The sequence below is a fragment of the Oceanobacter sp. 4_MG-2023 genome, from assembly GCF_030689165.1.
Taxonomy (GTDB): Bacteria; Pseudomonadota; Gammaproteobacteria; order Pseudomonadales; family Oceanobacteraceae; genus Oceanobacter.
On record NZ_JAUYVV010000025.1, the window covers coordinates 15107 to 35587 of the forward strand.

Consider the following 20481-nt stretch of genomic DNA (forward strand, 5'->3'; position numbering starts at 1 on the left):
CCCCACCGTCTTGCCGGACAGGGCCATGCTTTTTATTTATGGCCCATGGTCCGGAATCCATGGGTTGTGACGGCAACCCTATGACCACCTGAGTTCCCTTCTCAACAGCTCCCTCTCAATGCCACACCTGAGCGCTAAAGAACGCGGCAAAATGCGGCCGCAGGCGGCACATTCGCCGCTCCAGTTGCGGCCATTCCAGTAGCAACAGATCCCTGGCAGACTGCACCTGTAAACGCTGATCCACGGTAGTGGCTTGCGACCACTGCCTGGCCACCAGCTCCGTGCAGCGGCTCAGTTTGACCAGCGCCATTTCGGCTCGTCCTGCTTCCAGATAAGCGTCCACCAGATTCAGCAAGGGGGCCACGACCGCTAGCAAGGCCGGCTCTGACAACGGGGCGGCGGCATCCAGTTCCGCATAACCCAGACTCAACGCCTTATGGAAATCGTCACAGGCTTGCTGCGGATTGCCAGCCAGCAGCGTTCGTTGTCCGGATTCAATCCAGAAAACCCAGCCGTCCGGCATATCCTGCCCAGTCACATTACGTTTACGGGATGCCCGGTTCATCGTTTTGCCCCGTCAGTGTGGCACCCGCTGTTTGTCGTCAGATGCCGCCCTGGGTCAGCTTCGCCGGATCCAGTAATCGCTCCAGCTCAGCCCGCCCCAAATTGGTTTGCTCGTCCGCCACGTCCAGTACCGGCCGTTTTTCTTTATACGCCTGCTTGGCAATCTCTGCCGCTTTCATATAACCCACTATCGGATTCAGCGCAGTCACCAGAATCGGATTACGCGCCAGCGCCTGCTGCAGATTGGCTTCGTTCACAGTAAAGGTGGCAATGGCCTTGTCGGCCAGCAAGTGTGATGCATTGGCGGCCAGCTCAATACTGCCCAGCAGATTAAACGCAATCAATGGCAGCATGACATTCAACTCAAAATTGCCAGATTGGCCACCGATGGTAATGGCAGTATCGTTGCCAATAATCTGGGCCGCCACCATGGCCGTGGCTTCGGGGATCACCGGATTGACCTTGCCCGGCATAATCGATGAACCAGGCTGCAGTGCTTCCAGTTCAATTTCTCCCAACCCTGCCAATGGGCCAGAGTTCATCCAACGCAAGTCATTGGCGATTTTCATCAGGGCGACAGCCAGGGTTTTGATCGACGCAGAGGTTTGTACTGCCACGTCCTGCGAGCTGATCAACATAAACAGGTCCGGGCCAGGCTGGAACGGTAAACCGGTTAACTTGCTCAGTTCATGGTTAAACAACTCGGCAAATTCCGGATGCGCATTCACTCCGGTACCTACCGCGGTTCCTCCCTGCGCCAGACGCAGCAGCTGGGTCAATTGATGGTCCAGGTTCTTGCGGCAGCTGCGAATCTGCTCCGCCCAGGCCCCCAGGCTCTGGCTCAGACGTACCGGCATGGCGTCCATCAGATGGGTACGGCCGGTTTTGACGTAGCCGTCCACACTGGCGGCCTTGCTGCGTATTTCCCGGTACAGGTGATCCAGCGCCGGAATCAATACATCACTGAGCGTGATTGCGGCACTGATATGAATACTGCTTGGAATAGTATCGTTACTGCTCTGGCCACAATTAACGTGATCATTGGCACTCACGGTCTGGCCCAACGAGCGGCTCGCCAGCGTCGCAATCACTTCGTTGGCGTTCATATTGGTGCTGGTGCCGGAGCCGGTCTGGAAGACGTCCACCGGAAAGTGAGTCATCAGAGCCTCATCGGCCAACAGTTGATCCACAGCACCTACAATCGCGGCAGCAATGTCGCTCTCCAGCAGCCCCAACTGACTGTTGGCCCGGGCTGCCGCTGACTTGGCCAACAGCAAGGAGGTGATAAAAGGCTGAGGCAGACTGCGGCCGCTGATGGGGAAGTTATTGATGGCGCGCTGGGTTTGTGCGCCCCACAGTGCCGCCTCCGGTACTTGTAACTCACCCATGCTGTCTGTAACGGTACGATAATTCATGCTGTTCTCCTTGGCTTGTAACTCAACAAAATCGTCATCCTGCAGAATATTCCAGGCTGTAGCCGGCAATGGTGCGTAACTGCCATTGCAAGCGATTAACTGAACGCCGCTGATGGGGCTTGGAGGCAATCGACGACAGGCCATTCAGTGGATGATGGCTGTAGTCCATACACAGCTGCCGCCAGTTTTCCGGCACCAGTTCATCGGCAATGGCTTCCAGCAACAAATCATATTCGCGGCGGTAAACACGCCGTTTGATGCAGTTGCAGCTACGTGGAAAAACAATTTCTTCCAGATCCAGCCAGCGCTGAATATTTCCCGGGCTGTCTGGCTCTGTGCCATATCGCACGGCATGACGCATCGAGATCAGTTCCAGGTAGTTATCCATTGCTTGTTGACTGGCCATTTACATGCTCCTGCATCCGGTTTGGACCGATAAGTTGTCGTCAGTTCTGCACTCAGCCATTGCCGGCCACCACAGAAACAAAGAATTGATGTTCAGGGTTGATTTATTAATGATAATGATTAGCATTCATTAAAACGTCAACCCGATATCGCTTATCCGGGCATTAATTTCATTCTCTGAGAGCAACACGTCATGACCAACATCCGCACCGGCATCATTTTTGGCACCGACACCGGCAACACCGAGGACATCGCACACCGCATGGCCGACCAGCTTCAGCAGTACAATATCACCGCCGAGGTTTACAACATTACTGAGGCCGACCCGGAAACCTTCAGTAACTATGATCTGCTGATACTGGGTATTCCGACCTGGGACTTTGGCGGCATTCAGGCCGACTGGGATGATATGGAAGAGATCTTGCCGCAACTGGATCTGAGCCGACCGGTGGTGGCGCTTTACGGTCTCGGGGATCAGTTTGGTTATGGTGATTATTTTGTTGATGCCATGGGCTGGCTGCATAACCATCTGCAACTGTCCGGCGCCCGGTTTGCCGGTTACTGGCCAACCACAGGCTATGAATTTGACGCCTCGCTGGCGACGCTGGCAGACGGCAAGCAGTTCTGTGGCCTGGCCATTGATGAAGACCAGCAATTTGATCTCACTGACGACCGGGTCAGCCGCTGGATCAGCCAGGTGATGAGCGAATACCGCCAGCTCGCCGATGTGGCGGAAGCAGGCTAAAGCCGGCCAAGTCCGTTCACCGCCCCGGTACTCCGGATGCCATCGTCACGATGACATCCGCCGGGATGGTCGCTGGTCAGATCCCCCGCAAAAATACCAGCAGATCCTGTTGCCCGGTTTCTTGCAATGCTTCCCAGGCTTGCCGGGCAGCCTCGGCTTCACCTCCGTGCCAGTTAATGGCTTCCACCAGCGTCTCGGCACGGCCATCATGCAAAAAACGCGAGTCGCCATTCCCTTCGATCAGCCCCAGTCCCCACAGCGGTGGAGTTTTCCATTCGCGGTCACTGGCGTCACCTTCCTTCATGCCATCACTGAGTGCTTCCCCCATATCGTGCAGCAGCAGGTCGGTATAGGCATAAATGGTTTGCTGGTTCAGCTGCTCGAACGCTGACGTATCCCCGGTGGTCAGTGTCGGCCGATGACAATCGTCACAGCCGACCTGCTCAAACAGATCGGCACCACGGTCAAACTGTGTCTGGTCGTCGATACGGCGGTCATACACCGCCAGCAGTGTCAGAAAATCATTAATGGCGTTGAGACTATCCAGGCTGACTTCGGGGTCGCCCCCACTGGGCTGTTCGCTACAGATCGATTGCTGATCGGTGCAGGGTTCCGCCGGATTCAGCGGCGTTGTCAGCCCCATATCCTGATGCAACGCCCCCGCGCTCTGGCCTCTCAAGGTGCATTGCACCGCTTTCCAGCCAAAACGGCCGAGACAGGCAACCCCTTCCCGCTCCAGCGAATGGGCACGGCCGGAAATACCATCCTGATCCTGATCATCCGGATCATGCCACTGCAGGATTTGTGCTTCCGGCACCAGCTCCAGCAAACCCACACCGGTCAGTTGGGGGGACAAGCGCGGTCCCAGCTGTACGCCATCATCTAACGTGTGCTCGGCTTCCGATAGCTGAAATTGTGGCTGCCCCAGTCCAATATCCTGCCAGGTCACGCGACCTTCCGGAGCACCAACCGTGGCCGATGTTTGCAGCTGGCCACCCAAATAAGTATCGGGCTGGCCATCCAGTGTCCCCAGGCGGAACAGAATCCCATGTGACGTGGTGCCATCGTCATTCAGGCTGGCAGCACGACCAGACACCAGATGACAGTCGTCGCAGGCAGAGGCAATAAACAGCGGCCCGAGGCCATCCAGCAGAGTCCGGCTGCCCGGTGCCGCGGTCCAATCAGCGACAAACAGTTCCCGCCCCTGGGACACCGTCGGCGCGGTCGCAAGATCCAGCCCCGGAATAAACTGCAGAAATGCCAGGTCATCCTGGAAGGTCACCGTTACCGCGCCTCCCACCGCTTGCCATTCTCGCGGCTCTTCGGTGTCCGGGTCTGTGCTTGGGTCTGGGGTTGTATCGACGGGCGCTTCCGTGGTTGTGCCAGAATCCGCCGATGTTCCATCCGCTCCACAGCCACTCAGGCTGACCAGCGTCAACGTCGACAACAACAAAGTGGCCGCCCAATGGGCGGCCTCTTTGTCGGGCTGATGTTTGAAAAAGATGTTTTTCATGGCTCGACCGATGACATCACCAGAGTAGGTACACGATAGGTCCAAAGATCAATGGTGCCTTCTCCGCCGCCCAAAGAGCCCTGGAAGCTCCAGCCCCAGGAGAACACGCTGCCATCCTGACGCTGACCAATGGTGTGCAAGGCACCATTACCCAGATCCACTACGTTATCGAAACCAAAAACTGATGATGATGGCTCACTGACGTCGCCATCCTGCTCCAGCCCCAAGGTGCCGAGCATGTTTTGTCCCCATGGATAGACCTGGCCGTCTTCACGTTCGGCAAAGCTCTGGTTGCCTCCCGCCCATACCGCAACGGCATCCTCAAACCAGGGCAGTTTTTTCGGGCTGGTGATTTCTTGGGGCCAGTCCGGATCAACATTGTCATTGTCGTACAGGCCTATCTGGCTGCTGTAGTTCAGACCCCAGCCATATACGGCGCCGCTCTGGGCTACTGCCAAGACATGACCTTTACCGGCCACAACGGCTTCGATGGGTTCATCGATGCTGATTTGCGTGGGCGTTGGGTGCTCATCGGTATCTTCAGTGCCCAGTCCGAGCTGGCCATAGTTGTTCTGGCCCCAGCTCCAGACCCGCCCATCGCTATCCACCGCCAGGGAGAAGGAAGCCCCGGATGCAATCTGGATGATATTGCTGACATTCGCTTTCACCGGGACATCCCGATCTTCCGTGGTGCCGTCACCCAACTGGCCGTACCGGTTGGTGCCAAACGCCGAGACAGTGCCATCCTGATGCAAGACCAGCGTCTGGTTATAACCCCGGGTCACTGCGACCGCATCGGTGATACCGGCCACCTGTAACGGCGTTGATGCATCGTCTTCATTGAGGGTATCCGCATCGGCCTCCCCCTGCCCCAGCTGGCCACTGCCACCATTACCCCACATCCAGATGGTCCCGTCATCGGCCAGCGCTGCTGAGGTGTTCTGCCCAAAGGCGAGGGACAGAAAGGTCGGCTCGGTGGTGATCATTACCGGAGCATACGGATGCTCATCCACATTCAGGTCAGAGCTCGGGTTGGACACAAAACCCAGCCCGGCCTGGCCGTAGTTGTTGCGGCCCCAGCTGTAGGTGCCATCGGCACGAATAGCGCCAGAGTGCGCATTACCACCAGCCACCGGTTTACCAAAATACGCCGTATGGGTTTCCACTACCTGATTACCGGCGGTGTCGGTCGCGGTGACTTCATAGTGGTTGCTGCCAGGTGTCAGCAGCAGGCGTGCCTGATATTGGCCATCGTCGGCATCCGCTGCTGCCGTGACGGTTTGATCACCCAGGGTGACACTGACGTCAGACACAGCCTGGTTATCCGTGGCATTGATACGCACCGTCGTCGTCAGCGCCTGGGTCGCATGGCCATTGGATGGAAACACAAAGGACAATTCTGGCGCTTGTGTATCGAGAATCAGCGTGCGGGTGTCGCTGGTGGTATTACCGGCGGCATCGGTAACGGTGATTTCCAGCTCGTTGTCACCGTCGGTCAGCGTTAGATCGACGCTGAAGCTGTCGTTATCCAGTGTCGCAACCACATGATCGCCATTCAGCAGCACGGTGACAGCACTGACCGACTCGTTATCGCTGACATTACCTTCCAGCGTCACCGCTGCAGTCGCCACCATGGACTGATCGGCCGGGGTGATATTAAACACTTCCGGCAGCTCAGTATCCTTTGAGGAGTCAGAATCTGATCCACATCCCGCCAAGGCCAACGATGCCAGGAATACCGAGTAATACAGACGATTCATTACGCCTCTCCATTGTTATTGAGTTATTTATCAGTACGTATAGAAAACAAATCGTACCTTTCCTTTCAATTAAATACAAATCATTATTATTTAGATTGTGTTGTGGTTTTATCTGGAGAGTTGAACAGACAGGACAGCTACGCCTGACCTGAGCAGGATGCTCAGGCAGTCAGATGGGTAAATAAAAGCGAGGGATAAAAAAAGAGAAATAAAAAAGCGAGATCAAATTGCGCAGGACCAGCCGCTGTCCGGTTCTGGACGTTGTGCGGCTGCCCACTATCAAGCGTCAAGCGTCAGCCATGTACTTCGCTGTTATCCAGCGCGGCGGCGGCTCCTAACAATCCGGGGTTATCGGCCACACACAGCCAGACCGGAACGTCTTCAAGATAGTGTTGAAAGCGGCCCTTGTTAATCATCGCAGCATGAAACTGGCTGGCCAAAAACAGCTCTTTGACACGAGGCAAGATGCCGCCACACAAATACACACCGCCACGGGCACCCAGCGTCAGTGCCTGATCACCCACAACCGCTCCCAATATTTCAAAAAAATGCGTCAGGGTGCGACGCCCTAACGAGTGTTCGTCTTGTTGTGCCTGCTGACTGATGCTGGCTGGAGTAGCACACTCAGCGTCAAGCCCGTGGATTTGCGCCAGTATCTGATACATGTCCAGCAACCCCTGCCCAGACAACAGGCGCTCGACCGATACCCGGCCGTAGCGTTGCTGCATGCCTTGCAGAATGGCGTATTCTGCCGCGCTGGTCGGTGCAAAGCTGACGTGACCACCTTCGCCAGACAGCGGTACCCAGCCGCCTTGTACTGGCACCAGCCCTGAGACTCCGAGGCCGGTACCCGGGCCAATCACCAGCCGCGTGCCCTGTTCATACCAATGTCCCTCAGCCTGTGAATGACAGACTGCCGTATGGCCAATATGCACATCGACCAGATCCTGCCCCGGCACCTGCAGCATACCCAACGCCATCGCGGTAAAATCGTTGACCAGTTTGAGTTGCTGCAGGCCGAGGTGATTCATCAGTTGCTGACGATGGAATACCCAGTGATTGTTGGTCATAACAATATCGTCGTCAGTCACCGGACAGGCCAACGCCAGACAGGCCCGATGAATACCGCTGACGCCCATCTGCCTGCTGTAGCACTGGATAGCGGCTTCGATGCCGGGAAAGTCGGCGGTTTCCAGCGTCAGGATATGGCTGAGAGTGACGCTACCGGGCTTCACCAAGGCAAAACGGGCGTTGGTGCCGCCGATATCCCCGACCAAGACATGCTCACCGGCCAGCACAGGCTCGTCGAAACCCGCCGCTGGCACCGGATGATCGGCGAACGGCTTCATGCCTCGACCTCGGAATTACGACCAGCCTCCGAACCGTTACCTTGCAGATGCTCTGGCACCTGGTCGGTGTCGGAACTAAAGCAGAATACCGTGGCACCCCGCTCGGCTTCGTTCACCTGGCTGCGCATCGGGCCAAACAATTCACGCCCCATACCCAGCCCATGCTGCTTGACCACCGCCGGTTCGCTGGCCGGGCGCTGCAACCAGAGGTCATCCTCTGCCAGCAATAACAACTCACCGGTCGTGGCATCGAGACGAATCCGGTCGCCGTCCTGCACATACGCCAACGGCCCGCCCAGTTGGGCTTCTGGCCAGACATGGATCGCCGCCGGGACTTTGCCGGAGGCTCCGGACATACGACCGTCGGTCACCAGCGCCACCTTGAAGCCCTTGTCTTGCAGCGTGCCCAAAAACGGCGTCAGTTTATGCAGCTCGGGCATGCCGATGGCGTTGGGGCCCTGATAACGCACCACCGCAATAAAATCTTTCTCCAGTTCTCCGCGCTTGAAAGCCTCGGCCAGATCGTCCTGGTCGTTAAAAACAATGGCGGGAGCTTCGACCACTCGATGTGCTTCTGCTACCGCCGAGACCTTGATCACGCCACGGCCAAGGTTGCCACGCATCAGCTTCAGGCCACCATTGGCCGAGAACGGCGTCGCGGCCGGACGCAAGACCTGATCATCCAGCGAGCTGGTTGTGCCTTCGCGCCAGACCAGTTCGCCATCCTGTAAAAACGGCTCCTGGGTATAACGGGACAAACCATGGCCCATAATGGTCATCACATCGTCGTGCAAATAACCGGCTCCGAGTAACTCCCGCACGATATAACCGACACCCCCTGCGGCATGAAAATGATTGATATCAGCTTCGCCATTGGGGTAAACCCGGGCAATCAGAGGCACCACATCGGACAAATCGGAAAAGTCCTGCCAGTCAATAATTACCCCAGCTGCTGCCGCAATGGCAATGATATGCATGGTGTGATTGGTGGAACCGCCGGTGGCCAGCAAGGCCACAATGCCGTTCACCAGCGATTTCTCATCGACGATTTCATACAGCGGTGTGTAGCGACCATTGGGAGCCGTCAGGCGTACCGCTTGCTGCGCCGCATAACGGGTCAGCTGCTCACGCAATTCGGTGCCCGGATTCACAAAGGAAGAACCGGGCAAGTGCAGCCCCATGATCTCAACCATCATCTGGTTGGAGTTGGCAGTGCCGTAAAAAGTACAGGTACCGGCGCTGTGATAGGAATCGGATTCACATTGCAGCAAGGCATCACGACCGATCTTGCCCTGGGCGTATTCCTGGCGAATACGGGCTTTTTCCTTGTTCGGCAAGCCGGAAGGCATTGGCCCGGCAGGGACAAACACGGTGGGCAAATGCCCGAACCGCAACGCCCCCATTAGCAGGCCCGGAACAATCTTGTCGCATACCCCCAGATACAACGCGGCATCAAACATATTGTGCGACAGCGATACCGCTGTTGCCATGGCGATCAGATCCCGGCTGAACAACGACAGCTCCATCCCCGGCTGCCCCTGGGTCACGCCGTCACACATGGCCGGCACCCCACCTGCAAACTGGGCCACAGAGCCAAGTTCCCGAATGGCGTCACGGATCTGATCCGGATAGCGCTCAAACGGCTGGTGCGCCGACAGCATGTCATTGTAGGCCGACACCATGGCCACATTGACCTGGTTGACCATTTTCAGTACGGCCTTGTCGTCTGTATTACAGGCGGCAAAGCCATGGGCCAGATTGCCACACGACAGGGTACCGCGATGAACGCCTTGCTCTTCGGCCGCTTTCATTTGCGCCAGGTAAGCACGACGAGTGGGTTGACTACGTTTGATAATGCGCTTGGTGACCTGCTCAACGACGGGATGCATCATGCCTCCGGAAAACGGTTCGTTAGTAAATTGTATTTGTTGTTTGCGGCTGGTCTTGCAGCCGGGAAATCTCTGCTCAGTGATTTGGTCGATCCTTTGATTAAAGCACGTTGGCGGAGCCTCAAACAGCCATGGTAGCCGCTCTCGGGCGACTGTCATCGTGCCGGATCAATACCATAGTCACAAAGCGCCCATTCCTGCCATCACAGACAGGCCATGGCCTTGATTTCTATATTGAAAAATATTGATATAGTTTTTCAAGCTGCTACTATGCCTGCCATGACACAGACCGACGTATCACCTGTTGCCGCTCCGGCCAGAAACGGACTCAATGCAGAACAGATCGCCCATGCTTGCAAAGCCCTGGGCGACCCGCTGCGACTGGCCATTGTGCAGCTGCTGGGGCGTGGTTCTTTTGGCGTACTGGAATTGTGCGAGCTGCTGGATATCAAACAGTCCAGCATGAGCCATCACCTGAAGATCCTGGCCCAGGCCCGCCTGGTCAGCAATCAACGGGAAGGCAACAGTATTTTTTATCGCCGCCCGTTACTGGCCAGTCACGACCGCTGGACCCAGTGGCTGGCGACGACGCTGGCAACGCTGGATGCACTGAACGATCCACAAGACAACGTGGTCGAACAGCGCTTGCAGCAGGTGCTGGCCAACCGGGCAGCAGCCTGCGCCGAATTTTTTGCCCGTAATGCCGCCGCGTTCAAGCAGCAGCAAGATTTGATCGCCTCCTACGACCAGTACGGAGAACCGCTGGAGCGACTGATCACGACCATGGATACACCGACCCGACGAGCACTGGAAATCGGCCCCGGTGAAGGGGCATTTTTACCCGCGCTGGCGCGTCGTTTTGACCAGGTATTGGCACTGGATATTTCGGCACCGATGCTGCAAAAAGCACAACAGCGCATCGACCAGCAGCCGCTAGACAATGTCTCCTGCCAGCTGGGAGACAGCAGTGCCATTACCGAGAGCCACCGTCATCAGTTCGACCTGGTGGTCGCCAATATGGTGCTGCATCACGTACCGGCACCCAAAACCATTTTTGCCGACGTCGCCCGCTTGTTGACCGACGATGGCTGTTTTTTGGTAACCGACCTCTGTCGGCACCAACAAGCCTGGGCACGGGAATCCTGCGGGGATCTCTGGCTCGGCTTTGAACCGGATGACCTGACCGCCTGGGCGGTTGAGTCCGGCTTGAACGAAGGCCAGAGTCAATACCTCGGCTTGCGGAACGGGTTCCAGATCCAGTTCCGGCTGTTTTATCGCGCCTGATACCCCAGGTGACACCCAATAACCCGATAACAGCAGATGCCTGCCCTGCCGTTATTTTTGAGGATTCAGAGCATGAGCGAATATTCAATTTTCACCTCCGAGTCGGTCTCTGAAGGCCATCCGGACAAAATGGCCGACCAGATTTCCGATGCCGTCCTGGACGCCATCCTGAAAGATGATCCCTATGCCCGCGTTGCCGTTGAAACCATGGTCAAGACCGGCATGGCGATTGTCGCCGGTGAAGTCCGCACCAGCACTTACGTTGATCTCGAAGACCTGATCCGTGGCGTCATTCTCGACATCGGCTACAACAGCTCCGATGTCGGTTTTGATGGTGCTTCCTGTGCTGTCATCAACGCCATTGGCAAACAGTCCGCCGACATCGCCATGGGCGTTGACGAAGGTGACAACAAAGACCTCGGGGCTGGCGATCAGGGATTGATGTTTGGTTATGCCACCAAAGAAACTCCGGTACTGATGCCTGCTGCCATTTATTACGCCCACCGTCTGGTGGAAAAACAGGCCGAACTGCGCAAAAACGGCACTCTGAGCTGGCTGCGTCCGGATGCCAAATCACAGGTCACCCTACGTTACGAAAACGGCCTGCCTGTCGCCGTCGATGCCGTGGTGTTGTCCACCCAACACGACGAAGGCATCAGCCTGGATGTACTGCGTGAAGCGGTAATGGACGAGATTCTCAAACCGGTACTGCCTGCCGAGTGGCTACACACCGACACCCTGTACCACATCAACCCGACCGGTAACTTTGTTATTGGTGGCCCGGTCGGTGACTGCGGTCTGACCGGCCGCAAGATTATCGTCGATACCTACGGCGGTGCTGCCCGTCACGGCGGCGGTGCCTTCTCCGGCAAAGACCCGTCCAAGGTTGACCGCTCAGCTGCTTATGCCGGTCGCTACGTTGCCAAAAACATCGTCGCAGCCGGACTGGCCGACAAGTGTGAGATCCAGGTGTCTTACGCTATTGGTGTCGCCGAACCGACGTCCATCGCCATCAATACCTTCGGCACCAACACCATCGCTGAAGAACGCATCGCAGAACTGGTGCGCGAACACTTTGACCTGCGCCCACAAGGCATTATCGACATGCTCGACCTGCGCCGCCCGATCTACCGCGCCACCGCGGCTTATGGTCACTTCGGTCGCGAAGAACCCAACTTCACCTGGGAAAAAACCGACAAGGCCGCCACGCTGAAAGCCGCCGCCGGTCTGTAATTTTTCTTTCCGTGGCAGACGCTTCTGCGCTGCCTGCGGAACACAATCTGATCATTCAACAAAGGTCAGCCGCATCGATGCATCGACGCTGATCTTTGTCGTCCACCACCAGAGGACCACTCATGAGCTTTACTGATTACCAAGTTGCCGATATCACCCTGGCTGACTGGGGCCGCAAAGAAATCCAGATCGCCGAAGGCGAAATGCCTGCGCTGATGGCGTTACGTCGCAAATACAAAGAAGCCCAGCCATTGGCCGGTGCGAAGATCATGGGCTGTATTCACATGACCATTCAGACCGCCGTGCTGATCGAAACCCTGATCGATCTGGGTGCCGAAGTACGCTGGTCTTCCTGCAATATTTTCTCAACCCAGGATCACGCCGCTGCCGCTATTGCTGCCGCCGACATCCCGGTATTCGCCTGGAAAGGGGAAACTGAAGAAGAATTCCTCTGGTGCATCAAGCAAACCATTCTGGCTGGCAAAGACAGCGGCCAGCCATGGGATGCCAATATGATTCTGGACGATGGCGGCGACCTGACCGCAATGGTACACAGCGACTTCCCGCAACTGCTGGACGCAATTCATGGCATCTCGGAAGAAACCACCACCGGTGTTCACCGTTTGCTGGAGATGCTGGACAAGGGCGAACTGAAAGTCCCGGCCATCAACGTCAACGATTCGGTCACCAAATCCAAGAACGATAACAAATACGGCTGTCGTCATTCCCTCAACGATGCCATCAAACGCGGCACCGACCACTTGCTCAGCGGCAAAAAAGCGCTGGTGATTGGTTACGGCGATGTGGGCAAAGGCTCTGCGGCATCCCTGCGTCAGGAAGGCATGATCGTCAAGGTGTCTGAAGTTGACCCGATCTGTGCCATGCAAGCCTGCATGGACGGCTTTGAAGTCGTCTCGCCATACATTGACGGCAACAACACCGGTGAACTGGACTGTGTTGACGGCGACCTGCTGGGCAAAACCGACCTGATCGTTACCACCACTGGTAACGTCAACGTGTGTGACAAAAACATGCTGCAAAAACTGAAGCGCAGCGCCGTCGTTTGCAACATTGGTCACTTCGACAACGAGATCGACACCGCCTATATGCGCGACAACTGGGAATGGGACGAAATCAAACCCCAGGTACACAAGGTCTACCGCGACAAAGCCAGTGATGACCACTTGATTCTGTTATCAGAAGGCCGTCTGGTGAACCTCGGCAACGCAACCGGACACCCATCCCGCATCATGGATGGCTCCTTCGCCAACCAGGTACTGGCTCAGATCTATCTGTTTGAACGCAAGTTCGCCGACCTGATGGAAGCTGAAAAAGCCGAAAGCGTCTACGTGAAAGTGCTGCCGAAAAAACTCGACGAAGAAGTCGCCAAAGACATGGTTGAAGGTTTTGGTGGGGTGATTACCCGACTGACCGACACCCAGGCATCCTATATCAATGTCAAAGCCGATGGCCCTTACAAGCCAGAGTCTTACAAGTACTAAGACCAGACGCTGGACAGCGGAGGCCTGATCCTAATCGTGATCGGCCCCGCTCTCTGCCACAACCCGCCGTCTGAGATAACCACTCACATTATGGAGCGTCTGACGTCAGGCGAATAACATGACCACCCTGAGTTTCGAATTCTTCCCGACCAAAACTGCGGAAGGCACCCGTAAACTGCTGGCCGTTCAAGAACAACTGGCCCAGGCCAACCCGGAATTTTTCTCCGTTACCTACGGTGCCGGTGGTTCAACCCGTGACCGCACCCTGGCAATCGTTGAAGCTATCCAGCAAACCGGCGCCGCCGCCACTCCGCATTTATCTTGCGTTGGGGATTCCGTCGCATCACTCCGCGACCTGTTACAGATCTACAAGGATATGGGCATTCGCCGCATCGTCACCCTGCGAGGCGACCTGCCATCCGGTGCCGGACTGGCCAGCAGCGAATTACGCTACGCCAATGAACTGGTCGAATTTATCCGCAAGGAAACCGGCAACTGGTTCACTCTGGATGTGGCCGCTTACCCGGAAAAACACCCCCAGTCCCGCTCATTTGAAGACGACCTGAAAAACTTCGTCCGCAAGGTCGAGGCTGGAGCCGATAACGCCATCACCCAATACTTCTTCAATGCCGACAGCTACTTCTGGTTTGTTGACCGGGTACGCGCCATGGGTGTCGATATTCCAATTATTCCGGGCATTATGCCGATCACCAACTACACCAAACTGGCACGTTTTTCCGACAGTTGTGGCGCTGAACTGCCCCGCTGGATCCGTAAACAACTGGAAGCCTACGGCGATGACAGCGACAGCATTCGGCAATTTGGTACCGAGGTCGTCACCCAGATGTGCGAACGCCTGTTAGCTGGTGGTGCACCCGGCCTGCATTTCTATACACTGAACCAGGCCGAACCGAGCTTGAAGGTGTGGGAGAATCTCTCTTAGATACCTTAAGGACAGGCTCAATAAACAGCCTGTCTTTTCTCCATGCATTTATTTTGTAGTAATATGTTCCTATTTCGAGCCGTCATTCAACAAGCAGTCATCCTGTCTATTAATATAATCTTCTAGCTCTACCATCATATTTACTCTTACATCATCGGGAACATCTGACGATGAAATATATTGATCGTTGCTGCGATCTATATAAATCACATTAGGAGATGGAAGTGAACAGTCGGCCAAAGCCATAAACTCTTCCGAGATCGCACCAAATTGTTTAATTACTACCCGGTCATATGCAAACTCATCTTTCATCTCAAGGCGACCGGATTCACCCATACGATAATATTTAATATTATCCTCGACAGATCTCTTCAAATCCTCTTCACTGGCACCTGGTTTTGGTGGCACAACCGAAACTCCAGTTTCCATTTTAATCATCCGTGGCTCATCATTAATTTCTCCGTACATCATCCCTTTCAGAGAAATACCATCTGATGATTCAGCATCAAACATATCAAGAAAATCCAATACAGTTGGTTTTAAATCAATCAATGATACTGGAGCATTGACTGTCATTGGAGTGCTTAAATCATCTCCGAATTTTTTTGCATTCAATACGATATGAATTTGATCATCAACCAAAAGTGTATTCCCATGGCCTCGAAGAATCCGGGAAAAATTCCGGGAAGGATGATCCGGGTCTACACCGTCGACATAAGTTTGGGGGCTACCAATACCCTCTCCATGGTCTGAAAGCAAGACGACAATAGCATTCTCCAGTACTCCAGCCCTTTTCAACCCTGACATAAGGATATCGAATTGCTTGTCCAGCTCATATGCAGCCGCGCGATGCATTTCAACCTCTCCTTTGCCATAAAGCTCAAATGGCAATTTGTTCCATGCATAAGGATAATGTGCCAAACAAAAATGAACAGCCAAAAACAGTGGGGAATCACTTCCTGATCTTACCTTAAAGACTTCTTTGACAACGGATTCTGAAAACTTTTTTGGAACATAGGTTATCGGAGATACTCGATTATTATAAATATTAGGGAAAAGATATCGACCTGCCACCGAGTCCATAAAATAAGTAGCAAATGGATTATCAGAAAACCTGGGTATGATAAAATCAACAGCACCTTCCAGAGGCCCAACTACCTTATCGAAACCATATTCTTCATTAATATTATTAAACCGTCGTTCATCCTGTGCATAGACAGTAGTGTATCCTTCTTTTTTCAATATTACTGACAACAAATCTGGATATACATGTTTATTGAACTTATCATCTCCAAAAATACCGAGATTAAATCTCATGCCAGTCGTTGCTGGATACTTCCCTGTCAATATTGCATTCCACGCTGGAAAAGTTCTTCCCATTGGAGTATACGCACTGGTAAAATCAACACTATCATCCAGAAACTCAGAAACATGTGGCATATCTGAACGATAATGTTCAATCTGATTTTTTGATATAGAATCCATACCAATAAAAATAACATTGGTTTTCTCAGGAGGATTTAAAATATCAGCATTATTAGCTGCCGATTCATTACTCCAGAAAGGTGTTGAAAGATACAAGGACCCGAAAAAAACAATAAAAAATACCCGATATTCTTGATGTATTTTAACAAGAATAAAACTTCCAACAAGAAAAATCATCATTAAAAATAAAGAAGTGTAAAATGATATCTTCTCATAAAAACCATTTAATTCCATCCCACCAGACATCATACTTACCGACAAAAAAGGATATTCTCTAATGGCATATCCTATAATAGAATAATCAACCAACCAAAACATTGCAGGAATCACTATAAAAAACCAGTATTCTCTACCTTTAACCATGAAAGACCAGGATATTCGAGATATCAGATAATATATCAGGAAAAATATACAGAAATGCACTCCAAGAAACAACAACACTTGAAGAACAATGCCTGATGATAAAGCAGAACTGACATTACCCATGCGTCCATAATCATTGAGATTCAATGAAAAAACATCCGCCCATCCGATATAGGCAACAAATATATAATTCAGAAAAGCCATAAAAAAAGCATACTGCTTTTTAAGCTTGGTAATTTCATCATATACTACAAAATTTTCTCTCAATCTGTTAACCAACAACAATTTATCCTCTCTATTCCTTAGGTATTTAGTATAGAAAGCCAAATTCAAAGCCCCCGCTTGATTATAACGATACCTGATTCATAATAAAAAATGCAATCAAGACCAAAAACGAACACCAAAAAATACTGATTTTATATATTTACTACCTGCCCTGCATTCACGGCACGGCACGGCAGTCTTCAGCAGAACACATTGTAGAAGCTCCTCAGCCTTGAGAAATGACGGTAAAAGTTGGGCAGCAAGAATGGAAGATCATCTCACGCAATACTTCGACAACTCAGTCGGCAGCCATGTCAATCTCAGTATGGTGTTACCCCCTTGGGAAACAAGTTACTTGATCTACGACGATAACTCTCACCCCCCTCTGAAGCTTACCCATGGAGAGACTGAAAGTGACAGCCATGTGTCAAGAAGTGAAAGCCTGACACAGAAAGGATCAAATTTGAGACTGTTAGTGAATAAATATGAAAATTAAGTCCATTCAAGCAACAATCTATTCATTCAAAATGGATTTTCCAACACTCGCTATGTTGATAATGTCCATACCCTACAAATATGACAATTTATAGCAACCATGAAAATACAGCTCTCTCCTGCGTACATTATTGGTGTTGGTCGCGATCGCATTTGCTATCGCCACCCGTATGATCCGGACTTTTGCATCAAGTTGCCGCTTCATAACGAAAAGCAGACCCGCCGAGAAAAAAGCTACTTTCTGTACTTGTTAAAGAAAGGGGCCGATCTGCGCTACATTGCCACCTATATGGGTGATGTCGAAACGTCCCTCGGCACTGGTGCGCTGTTTCCCATGATTCATGACGATCAAGGCCAGGTATCCCTGACGCTGACCCAGGTTATTCAGCAAGATCTTATGACTCCTGATGAAATCGATCGGAAACTGGAGCTGTTGCGGCATTACCTCCAAGACAATGGTATCTGTACCCGTGATGTCAGCCCGAACAATATTGCTTGCCGTCGCCGAGGTGAGCAAGTTGACTTTATTCTGATTGATGGCGTCAGTAGCCCCAACCACAACCCACTGACCATACGTATTCCAAGCCTGATCAGCCATGCTGTCGATAAATCCTGGCGTAGTCTGACAAGGAAGGTAGAGCAGCTAAGAGAAAAGCAGCAGTTTACCGATGCATTATCTTTGATTAGTGCTACATGAATTTAATCCTACAAATACCTAGAACAACCGCCAAATTGCAATCCTCAGAAGCCTCAAGTAGCATAGCTCGCCACTGGGTTTAGATGCCCAAAGTCGCCTTGAGTCCTGTATGAATGTGCTTTTTTTCTCTGTTCGCCATCATCATCAAAACTACTTTCGCAAACTGAGTAAGCAGGCAAACCAGAGTCAGCAATATCAGGCGACTCTTGTACGCCATAGGCACTGGTGGTTACGTAATCCTTGGCCGCTATTTCGCAACCACTCGGAATTGGATGACGTCGTTCTCCTGAAACTTAAAGAAAAATGTCAGGACACCAACGACTACCATTTGCCAGCACATACCCGGTGGATCAACCAGTTATGGCTGGGCCTATTCAGCCGTTTTCTTTACCGGGCCTATTATAATGGACTGCGGCGGCGGCAACCGGATGTCGTGGTTACCTGGGGAGGGCTGATGTGGCACCAACGGCTATTTATTCTGGCCGCCAGAGCCCAGGGGATAAAAACCCTGCTCATGGAAAATGGTCCCTTGCCCGCAACCACCACCATTGATCCGAAAGGGGTCAACTTTATCAACAGCTTGCCCCGGCAGCTGGACGCTCTGCCTTTGGTAACAAGCACTGACCGCCCGCTACCAGCAAGCCTGGTGCCTCGTCACAGCAATCGGCATAAGCCATCACAAGATGCACCCAGCGCAGATACTCCTCTGCCCAAACGTTATATTTTTGTACCCTTTCAAGTGGATGCCGACCGGCAAATTTTGTGCTTTTCTCCCTGGCTTGCCAATATGCGCGACTTTTATCGCGCTTTGGAGCTGGGAGTTGAGCATTTGCCTGATGACGTTCAGATTGTGATCAAGGAACATCCCTCCTGTCCCAAGCATTATGCTGACTTGCATACTCGGCATTCACGTATCCACTTCGCCAACAGTCACAACACCCAGAAGCTGATTGAACAAGCGGAGCTGGTCATCACGATCAACAGCAGTGTTGGTCTTGAAGCCATGTTGCTTGAGAAACCGGTTGCCGTTGCAGGTCAGGCTTTCTACAACTTACCTGAACTTTGCCAGTCAGCAACAAGCCAAGCAGAGCTGAATCATATTCTGTCGAACCCGGACCTCTGGCAACCCTCAACAGAGGGTAGGCGCTACCTGGGCTATCTTTACAACGAGTATTTGGTCAAAGGCTCCTGGAAACAGGCCGAACCTGATCATATTGCCGCCATGAATCAACGTATTGTCGAACTTTCTCAATAAGTGGTTTTTACTTATGTAGCATCATTCGATATCGGCAATAACTGGCTCTCACGTCCCCATACCATCGAGTTCAGAAACCAGATGATTAACAACAGCACAAACAGGCAAACTCCCGGTTTGGTAGAAACCAGACCAGCAGGTAAACTGCCATCCCACGTTTGCCTGCTGGCTCAGAACAATGACTAATACTGTCTATTTTGCTTCTACAATCTTGCATTTATACGCTGCGGCAGTGATCGCCGCAGAGCGCACTGACGAGCAGGCGCATCTCGTCTTTATTGATCAACCAGAAGAGCGGGAATTTCCTTTGTATACACTGGTGCAAGACTGGCCACAGTCACCTTTTACCAGCGTCCAGCTCTTTTATGGCCGCTTCAAAGGCCTGGGAAATAAGCTCAAAAAACGCAAATTGCTGTTTACCAAACTCGAAGCGCTTATCAACAGATTACGACCAGCCAATCTGTTTGTTGGTAACGACCGGCGTATCGAATTCCAGTACAGCATGCATATAGCCGATAGCCTTGGCTGCAAACCGGTTGGTCACTATATGGATGAGGGAACATTCACCTACATGGGCAGGAAAGCATCCTCCGGCTTTGGTGACAAAGTGCTGGATAACCTGGCCAAAAAACTCAGCTATGGCTTCTGGTGGAAAAATCCGCCAACGGTGGGCGGTTCCGGCTGGATCCAATATGTTCATGCCGCCTTTCCAGAACATATCCACCCACTGTTGAAAAACAAACACATTGTACAATTAAGCGCCAGTGGCTTTACCGCACCACCTCTGTTGGCCTTGTCTTCTCAATTGATGGAACAACATGGATTTGACCCGCGACAGCTGCAGCCATTGGATGTTTTATTCACCCTGCCCCACGAATCGCTCTTTGAAAAAGACCCCGCCTATAAACAGCGGATCATGGCAATTCTGCAGCAGATGATACGGGATGGAAAACAGGTCGCGGCAAAGTATCATCCACGCAACAGCGGCCCGGATGTACTGCATCTACAAGCGGAAGGCGTTACCTTGCTTCCGGCCGGAATCAGCTTTGAAGCCATGCTGCCACACCTGCCAAACCAGTGTGAAATATGGGGAGATGTATCATCAACATTATTGATTGCCAAATGGCTAAGGCCTGAACTGGTCGTTTGTTCACTGCAGCAGGATAATCAGCAGCAGCAGGCACTTGTTCATTTATTCAAGAAAATTGACGTTAAAATGAAACAAGCTTAAAGGGGGAAATTTGAAAAGGACTCGTCATTTCGCTGCATTCGTCGCCTTGCACTGAACAACGGCAACACTCGCGCAGAGCCGTGCAGGAT

The 20481-nt window shown here is 52.8% G+C and carries 16 protein-coding genes; 8 read left to right on the plus strand and 8 right to left on the minus strand.

Annotated features, from left to right (window positions below):
• Positions 1–115 precede the first annotated feature (115 nt).
• Genes Q8W24_RS14535 through Q8W24_RS14545 form a run of 3 tightly spaced genes read right to left on the minus strand, consistent with a single transcriptional unit; the run spans position 116 to position 2385 of the window.
• Positions 116–565, minus strand: a complete 450-nt coding sequence (locus Q8W24_RS14535; protein WP_305475771.1) for a hypothetical protein — start codon at positions 563–565, stop codon at positions 116–118.
• A 37-nt stretch (positions 566–602) separates the two neighbouring features.
• Positions 603–1979 carry a lyase family protein gene (locus Q8W24_RS14540; protein ID WP_305475773.1) on the minus strand — a complete coding sequence of 459 codons (1377 nt, stop codon included), beginning with the start codon at positions 1977–1979 and terminating at the stop codon, positions 603–605.
• 34 nt (positions 1980–2013) lie between these two features.
• Positions 2014–2385 (minus strand): hypothetical protein, encoded by a 372-nt coding sequence (locus tag Q8W24_RS14545; RefSeq protein WP_303434447.1) that lies wholly within the window; start codon positions 2383–2385, stop codon positions 2014–2016.
• A gap of 192 nt (positions 2386–2577) precedes the next feature.
• Here Q8W24_RS14545 and Q8W24_RS14550 point away from each other — a divergent pair, with 192 nt between their 5' ends.
• The gene (locus Q8W24_RS14550; protein ID WP_305475775.1) at positions 2578–3129 is read left to right on the plus strand and encodes a flavodoxin; all 552 of its coding nucleotides are present in this window, start codon (positions 2578–2580) and stop codon (positions 3127–3129) included.
• A gap of 76 nt (positions 3130–3205) precedes the next feature.
• Here the strand turns inward: Q8W24_RS14550 and Q8W24_RS14555 are convergent, their stop codons facing one another.
• The 4 genes from Q8W24_RS14555 to edd form a co-directional block, all read right to left on the minus strand.
• Positions 3206–4642: a di-heme oxidoredictase family protein gene (locus Q8W24_RS14555; RefSeq protein WP_305475776.1), complete on the minus strand. Its 1437-nt coding sequence runs from the start codon at positions 4640–4642 to the stop codon at positions 3206–3208.
• Complete coding sequence (locus Q8W24_RS14560; protein ID WP_305475777.1) at positions 4639–6402, minus strand: Ig-like domain-containing protein; 1764 nt, start codon at positions 6400–6402, stop codon at positions 4639–4641. Before Q8W24_RS14560 ends, Q8W24_RS14555 begins: the two co-directional genes overlap by 4 nt.
• A 293-nt stretch (positions 6403–6695) precedes the next feature.
• On the minus strand, positions 6696–7751 hold the full coding sequence (gene glk, locus Q8W24_RS14565) for a glucokinase (RefSeq protein ID WP_305452605.1): 1056 nt from the start codon (positions 7749–7751) through the stop codon (positions 6696–6698).
• Positions 7748–9640: a phosphogluconate dehydratase gene (gene edd / locus Q8W24_RS14570; protein WP_305475779.1), complete on the minus strand. Its 1893-nt coding sequence runs from the start codon at positions 9638–9640 to the stop codon at positions 7748–7750. The genes glk and edd overlap by 4 nt, the downstream gene beginning before the upstream one ends.
• Positions 9641–9910: 270 nt before the next feature.
• Here edd and Q8W24_RS14575 point away from each other — a divergent pair, with 270 nt between their 5' ends.
• The 4 genes from Q8W24_RS14575 (at position 9911) to metF (ending at position 14602) form a co-directional block, all read left to right on the plus strand.
• Positions 9911–10924 carry a metalloregulator ArsR/SmtB family transcription factor gene (locus tag Q8W24_RS14575; RefSeq protein ID WP_305475781.1) on the plus strand — a complete coding sequence of 338 codons (1014 nt, stop codon included), beginning with the start codon at positions 9911–9913 and terminating at the stop codon, positions 10922–10924.
• 72 nt (positions 10925–10996) lie between these two features.
• Positions 10997–12157, plus strand: a complete 1161-nt coding sequence (gene metK, locus Q8W24_RS14580) for a methionine adenosyltransferase (protein WP_305415571.1) — start codon at positions 10997–10999, stop codon at positions 12155–12157.
• 122 nt (positions 12158–12279) lie between these two features.
• Complete coding sequence (ahcY, locus tag Q8W24_RS14585) at positions 12280–13659, plus strand: adenosylhomocysteinase (RefSeq protein WP_305415570.1); 1380 nt, start codon at positions 12280–12282, stop codon at positions 13657–13659.
• Positions 13660–13777: 118 nt separating this feature from the next.
• The gene (gene metF, locus Q8W24_RS14590; protein WP_305415569.1) at positions 13778–14602 is read left to right on the plus strand and encodes a methylenetetrahydrofolate reductase [NAD(P)H]; all 825 of its coding nucleotides are present in this window, start codon (positions 13778–13780) and stop codon (positions 14600–14602) included.
• 69 nt (positions 14603–14671) lie between these two features.
• On the opposite strand, the gene Q8W24_RS14595 is transcribed toward metF, so the two are convergent.
• On the minus strand, positions 14672–16732 hold the full coding sequence (locus Q8W24_RS14595; RefSeq protein WP_305475782.1) for a sulfatase-like hydrolase/transferase: 2061 nt from the start codon (positions 16730–16732) through the stop codon (positions 14672–14674).
• Positions 16733–17309: 577 nt separating this feature from the next.
• Here Q8W24_RS14595 and Q8W24_RS14600 point away from each other — a divergent pair.
• The 3 genes from Q8W24_RS14600 to Q8W24_RS14610 all read left to right on the plus strand — a co-directional run bounded on the left by Q8W24_RS14600 (position 17310) and on the right by Q8W24_RS14610 (position 20392).
• Positions 17310–17906, plus strand: coding sequence for a YrbL family protein (locus Q8W24_RS14600; protein WP_303434437.1), 597 nt, complete (start codon positions 17310–17312; stop codon positions 17904–17906).
• 109 nt (positions 17907–18015) lie between these two features.
• Entirely contained in the window at positions 18016–19161 is a 1146-nt protein-coding gene (locus tag Q8W24_RS14605) for a hypothetical protein (protein WP_305415567.1), read from the plus strand.
• Between the two features lie 178 nt (positions 19162–19339).
• Complete coding sequence (locus tag Q8W24_RS14610; protein WP_305415566.1) at positions 19340–20392, plus strand: polysialyltransferase family glycosyltransferase; 1053 nt, start codon at positions 19340–19342, stop codon at positions 20390–20392.
• Positions 20393–20481 lie beyond the last annotated feature (89 nt).

Bases quoted from the DNA above. Each gene is read 5' to 3' on its own strand.
- Q8W24_RS14560 (WP_305475777.1), bottom strand. From the start codon at position 6,402: ATGAATCGTCTGTATTACTCGGTATTCCTGGCATCGTTGGCCTTGGCG.
- Q8W24_RS14555 (WP_305475776.1), bottom strand. From the start codon at position 4,642: ATGAAAAACATCTTTTTCAAACATCAGCCCGACAAAGAGGCCGCCCAT.
- Q8W24_RS14550 (WP_305475775.1), top strand. From the start codon at position 2,578: ATGACCAACATCCGCACCGGCATCATTTTTGGCACCGACACCGGCAAC.
- Q8W24_RS14545 (WP_303434447.1), bottom strand. From the start codon at position 2,385: ATGGCCAGTCAACAAGCAATGGATAACTACCTGGAACTGATCTCGATG.
- glk (WP_305452605.1), bottom strand. From the start codon at position 7,751: ATGAAGCCGTTCGCCGATCATCCGGTGCCAGCGGCGGGTTTCGACGAG.
- ahcY (WP_305415570.1), top strand. From the start codon at position 12,280: ATGAGCTTTACTGATTACCAAGTTGCCGATATCACCCTGGCTGACTGG.
- metK (WP_305415571.1), top strand. From the start codon at position 10,997: ATGAGCGAATATTCAATTTTCACCTCCGAGTCGGTCTCTGAAGGCCAT.
- edd (WP_305475779.1), bottom strand. From the start codon at position 9,640: ATGCATCCCGTCGTTGAGCAGGTCACCAAGCGCATTATCAAACGTAGT.
- Q8W24_RS14575 (WP_305475781.1), top strand. From the start codon at position 9,911: ATGCCTGCCATGACACAGACCGACGTATCACCTGTTGCCGCTCCGGCC.
- Q8W24_RS14605 (WP_305415567.1), top strand. From the start codon at position 18,016: ATGAATGTGCTTTTTTTCTCTGTTCGCCATCATCATCAAAACTACTTT.
- metF (WP_305415569.1), top strand. From the start codon at position 13,778: ATGACCACCCTGAGTTTCGAATTCTTCCCGACCAAAACTGCGGAAGGC.
- Q8W24_RS14610 (WP_305415566.1), top strand. From the start codon at position 19,340: ATGACTAATACTGTCTATTTTGCTTCTACAATCTTGCATTTATACGCT.
- Q8W24_RS14535 (WP_305475771.1), bottom strand. From the start codon at position 565: ATGAACCGGGCATCCCGTAAACGTAATGTGACTGGGCAGGATATGCCG.
- Q8W24_RS14600 (WP_303434437.1), top strand. From the start codon at position 17,310: ATGAAAATACAGCTCTCTCCTGCGTACATTATTGGTGTTGGTCGCGAT.
- Q8W24_RS14540 (WP_305475773.1), bottom strand. From the start codon at position 1,979: ATGAATTATCGTACCGTTACAGACAGCATGGGTGAGTTACAAGTACCG.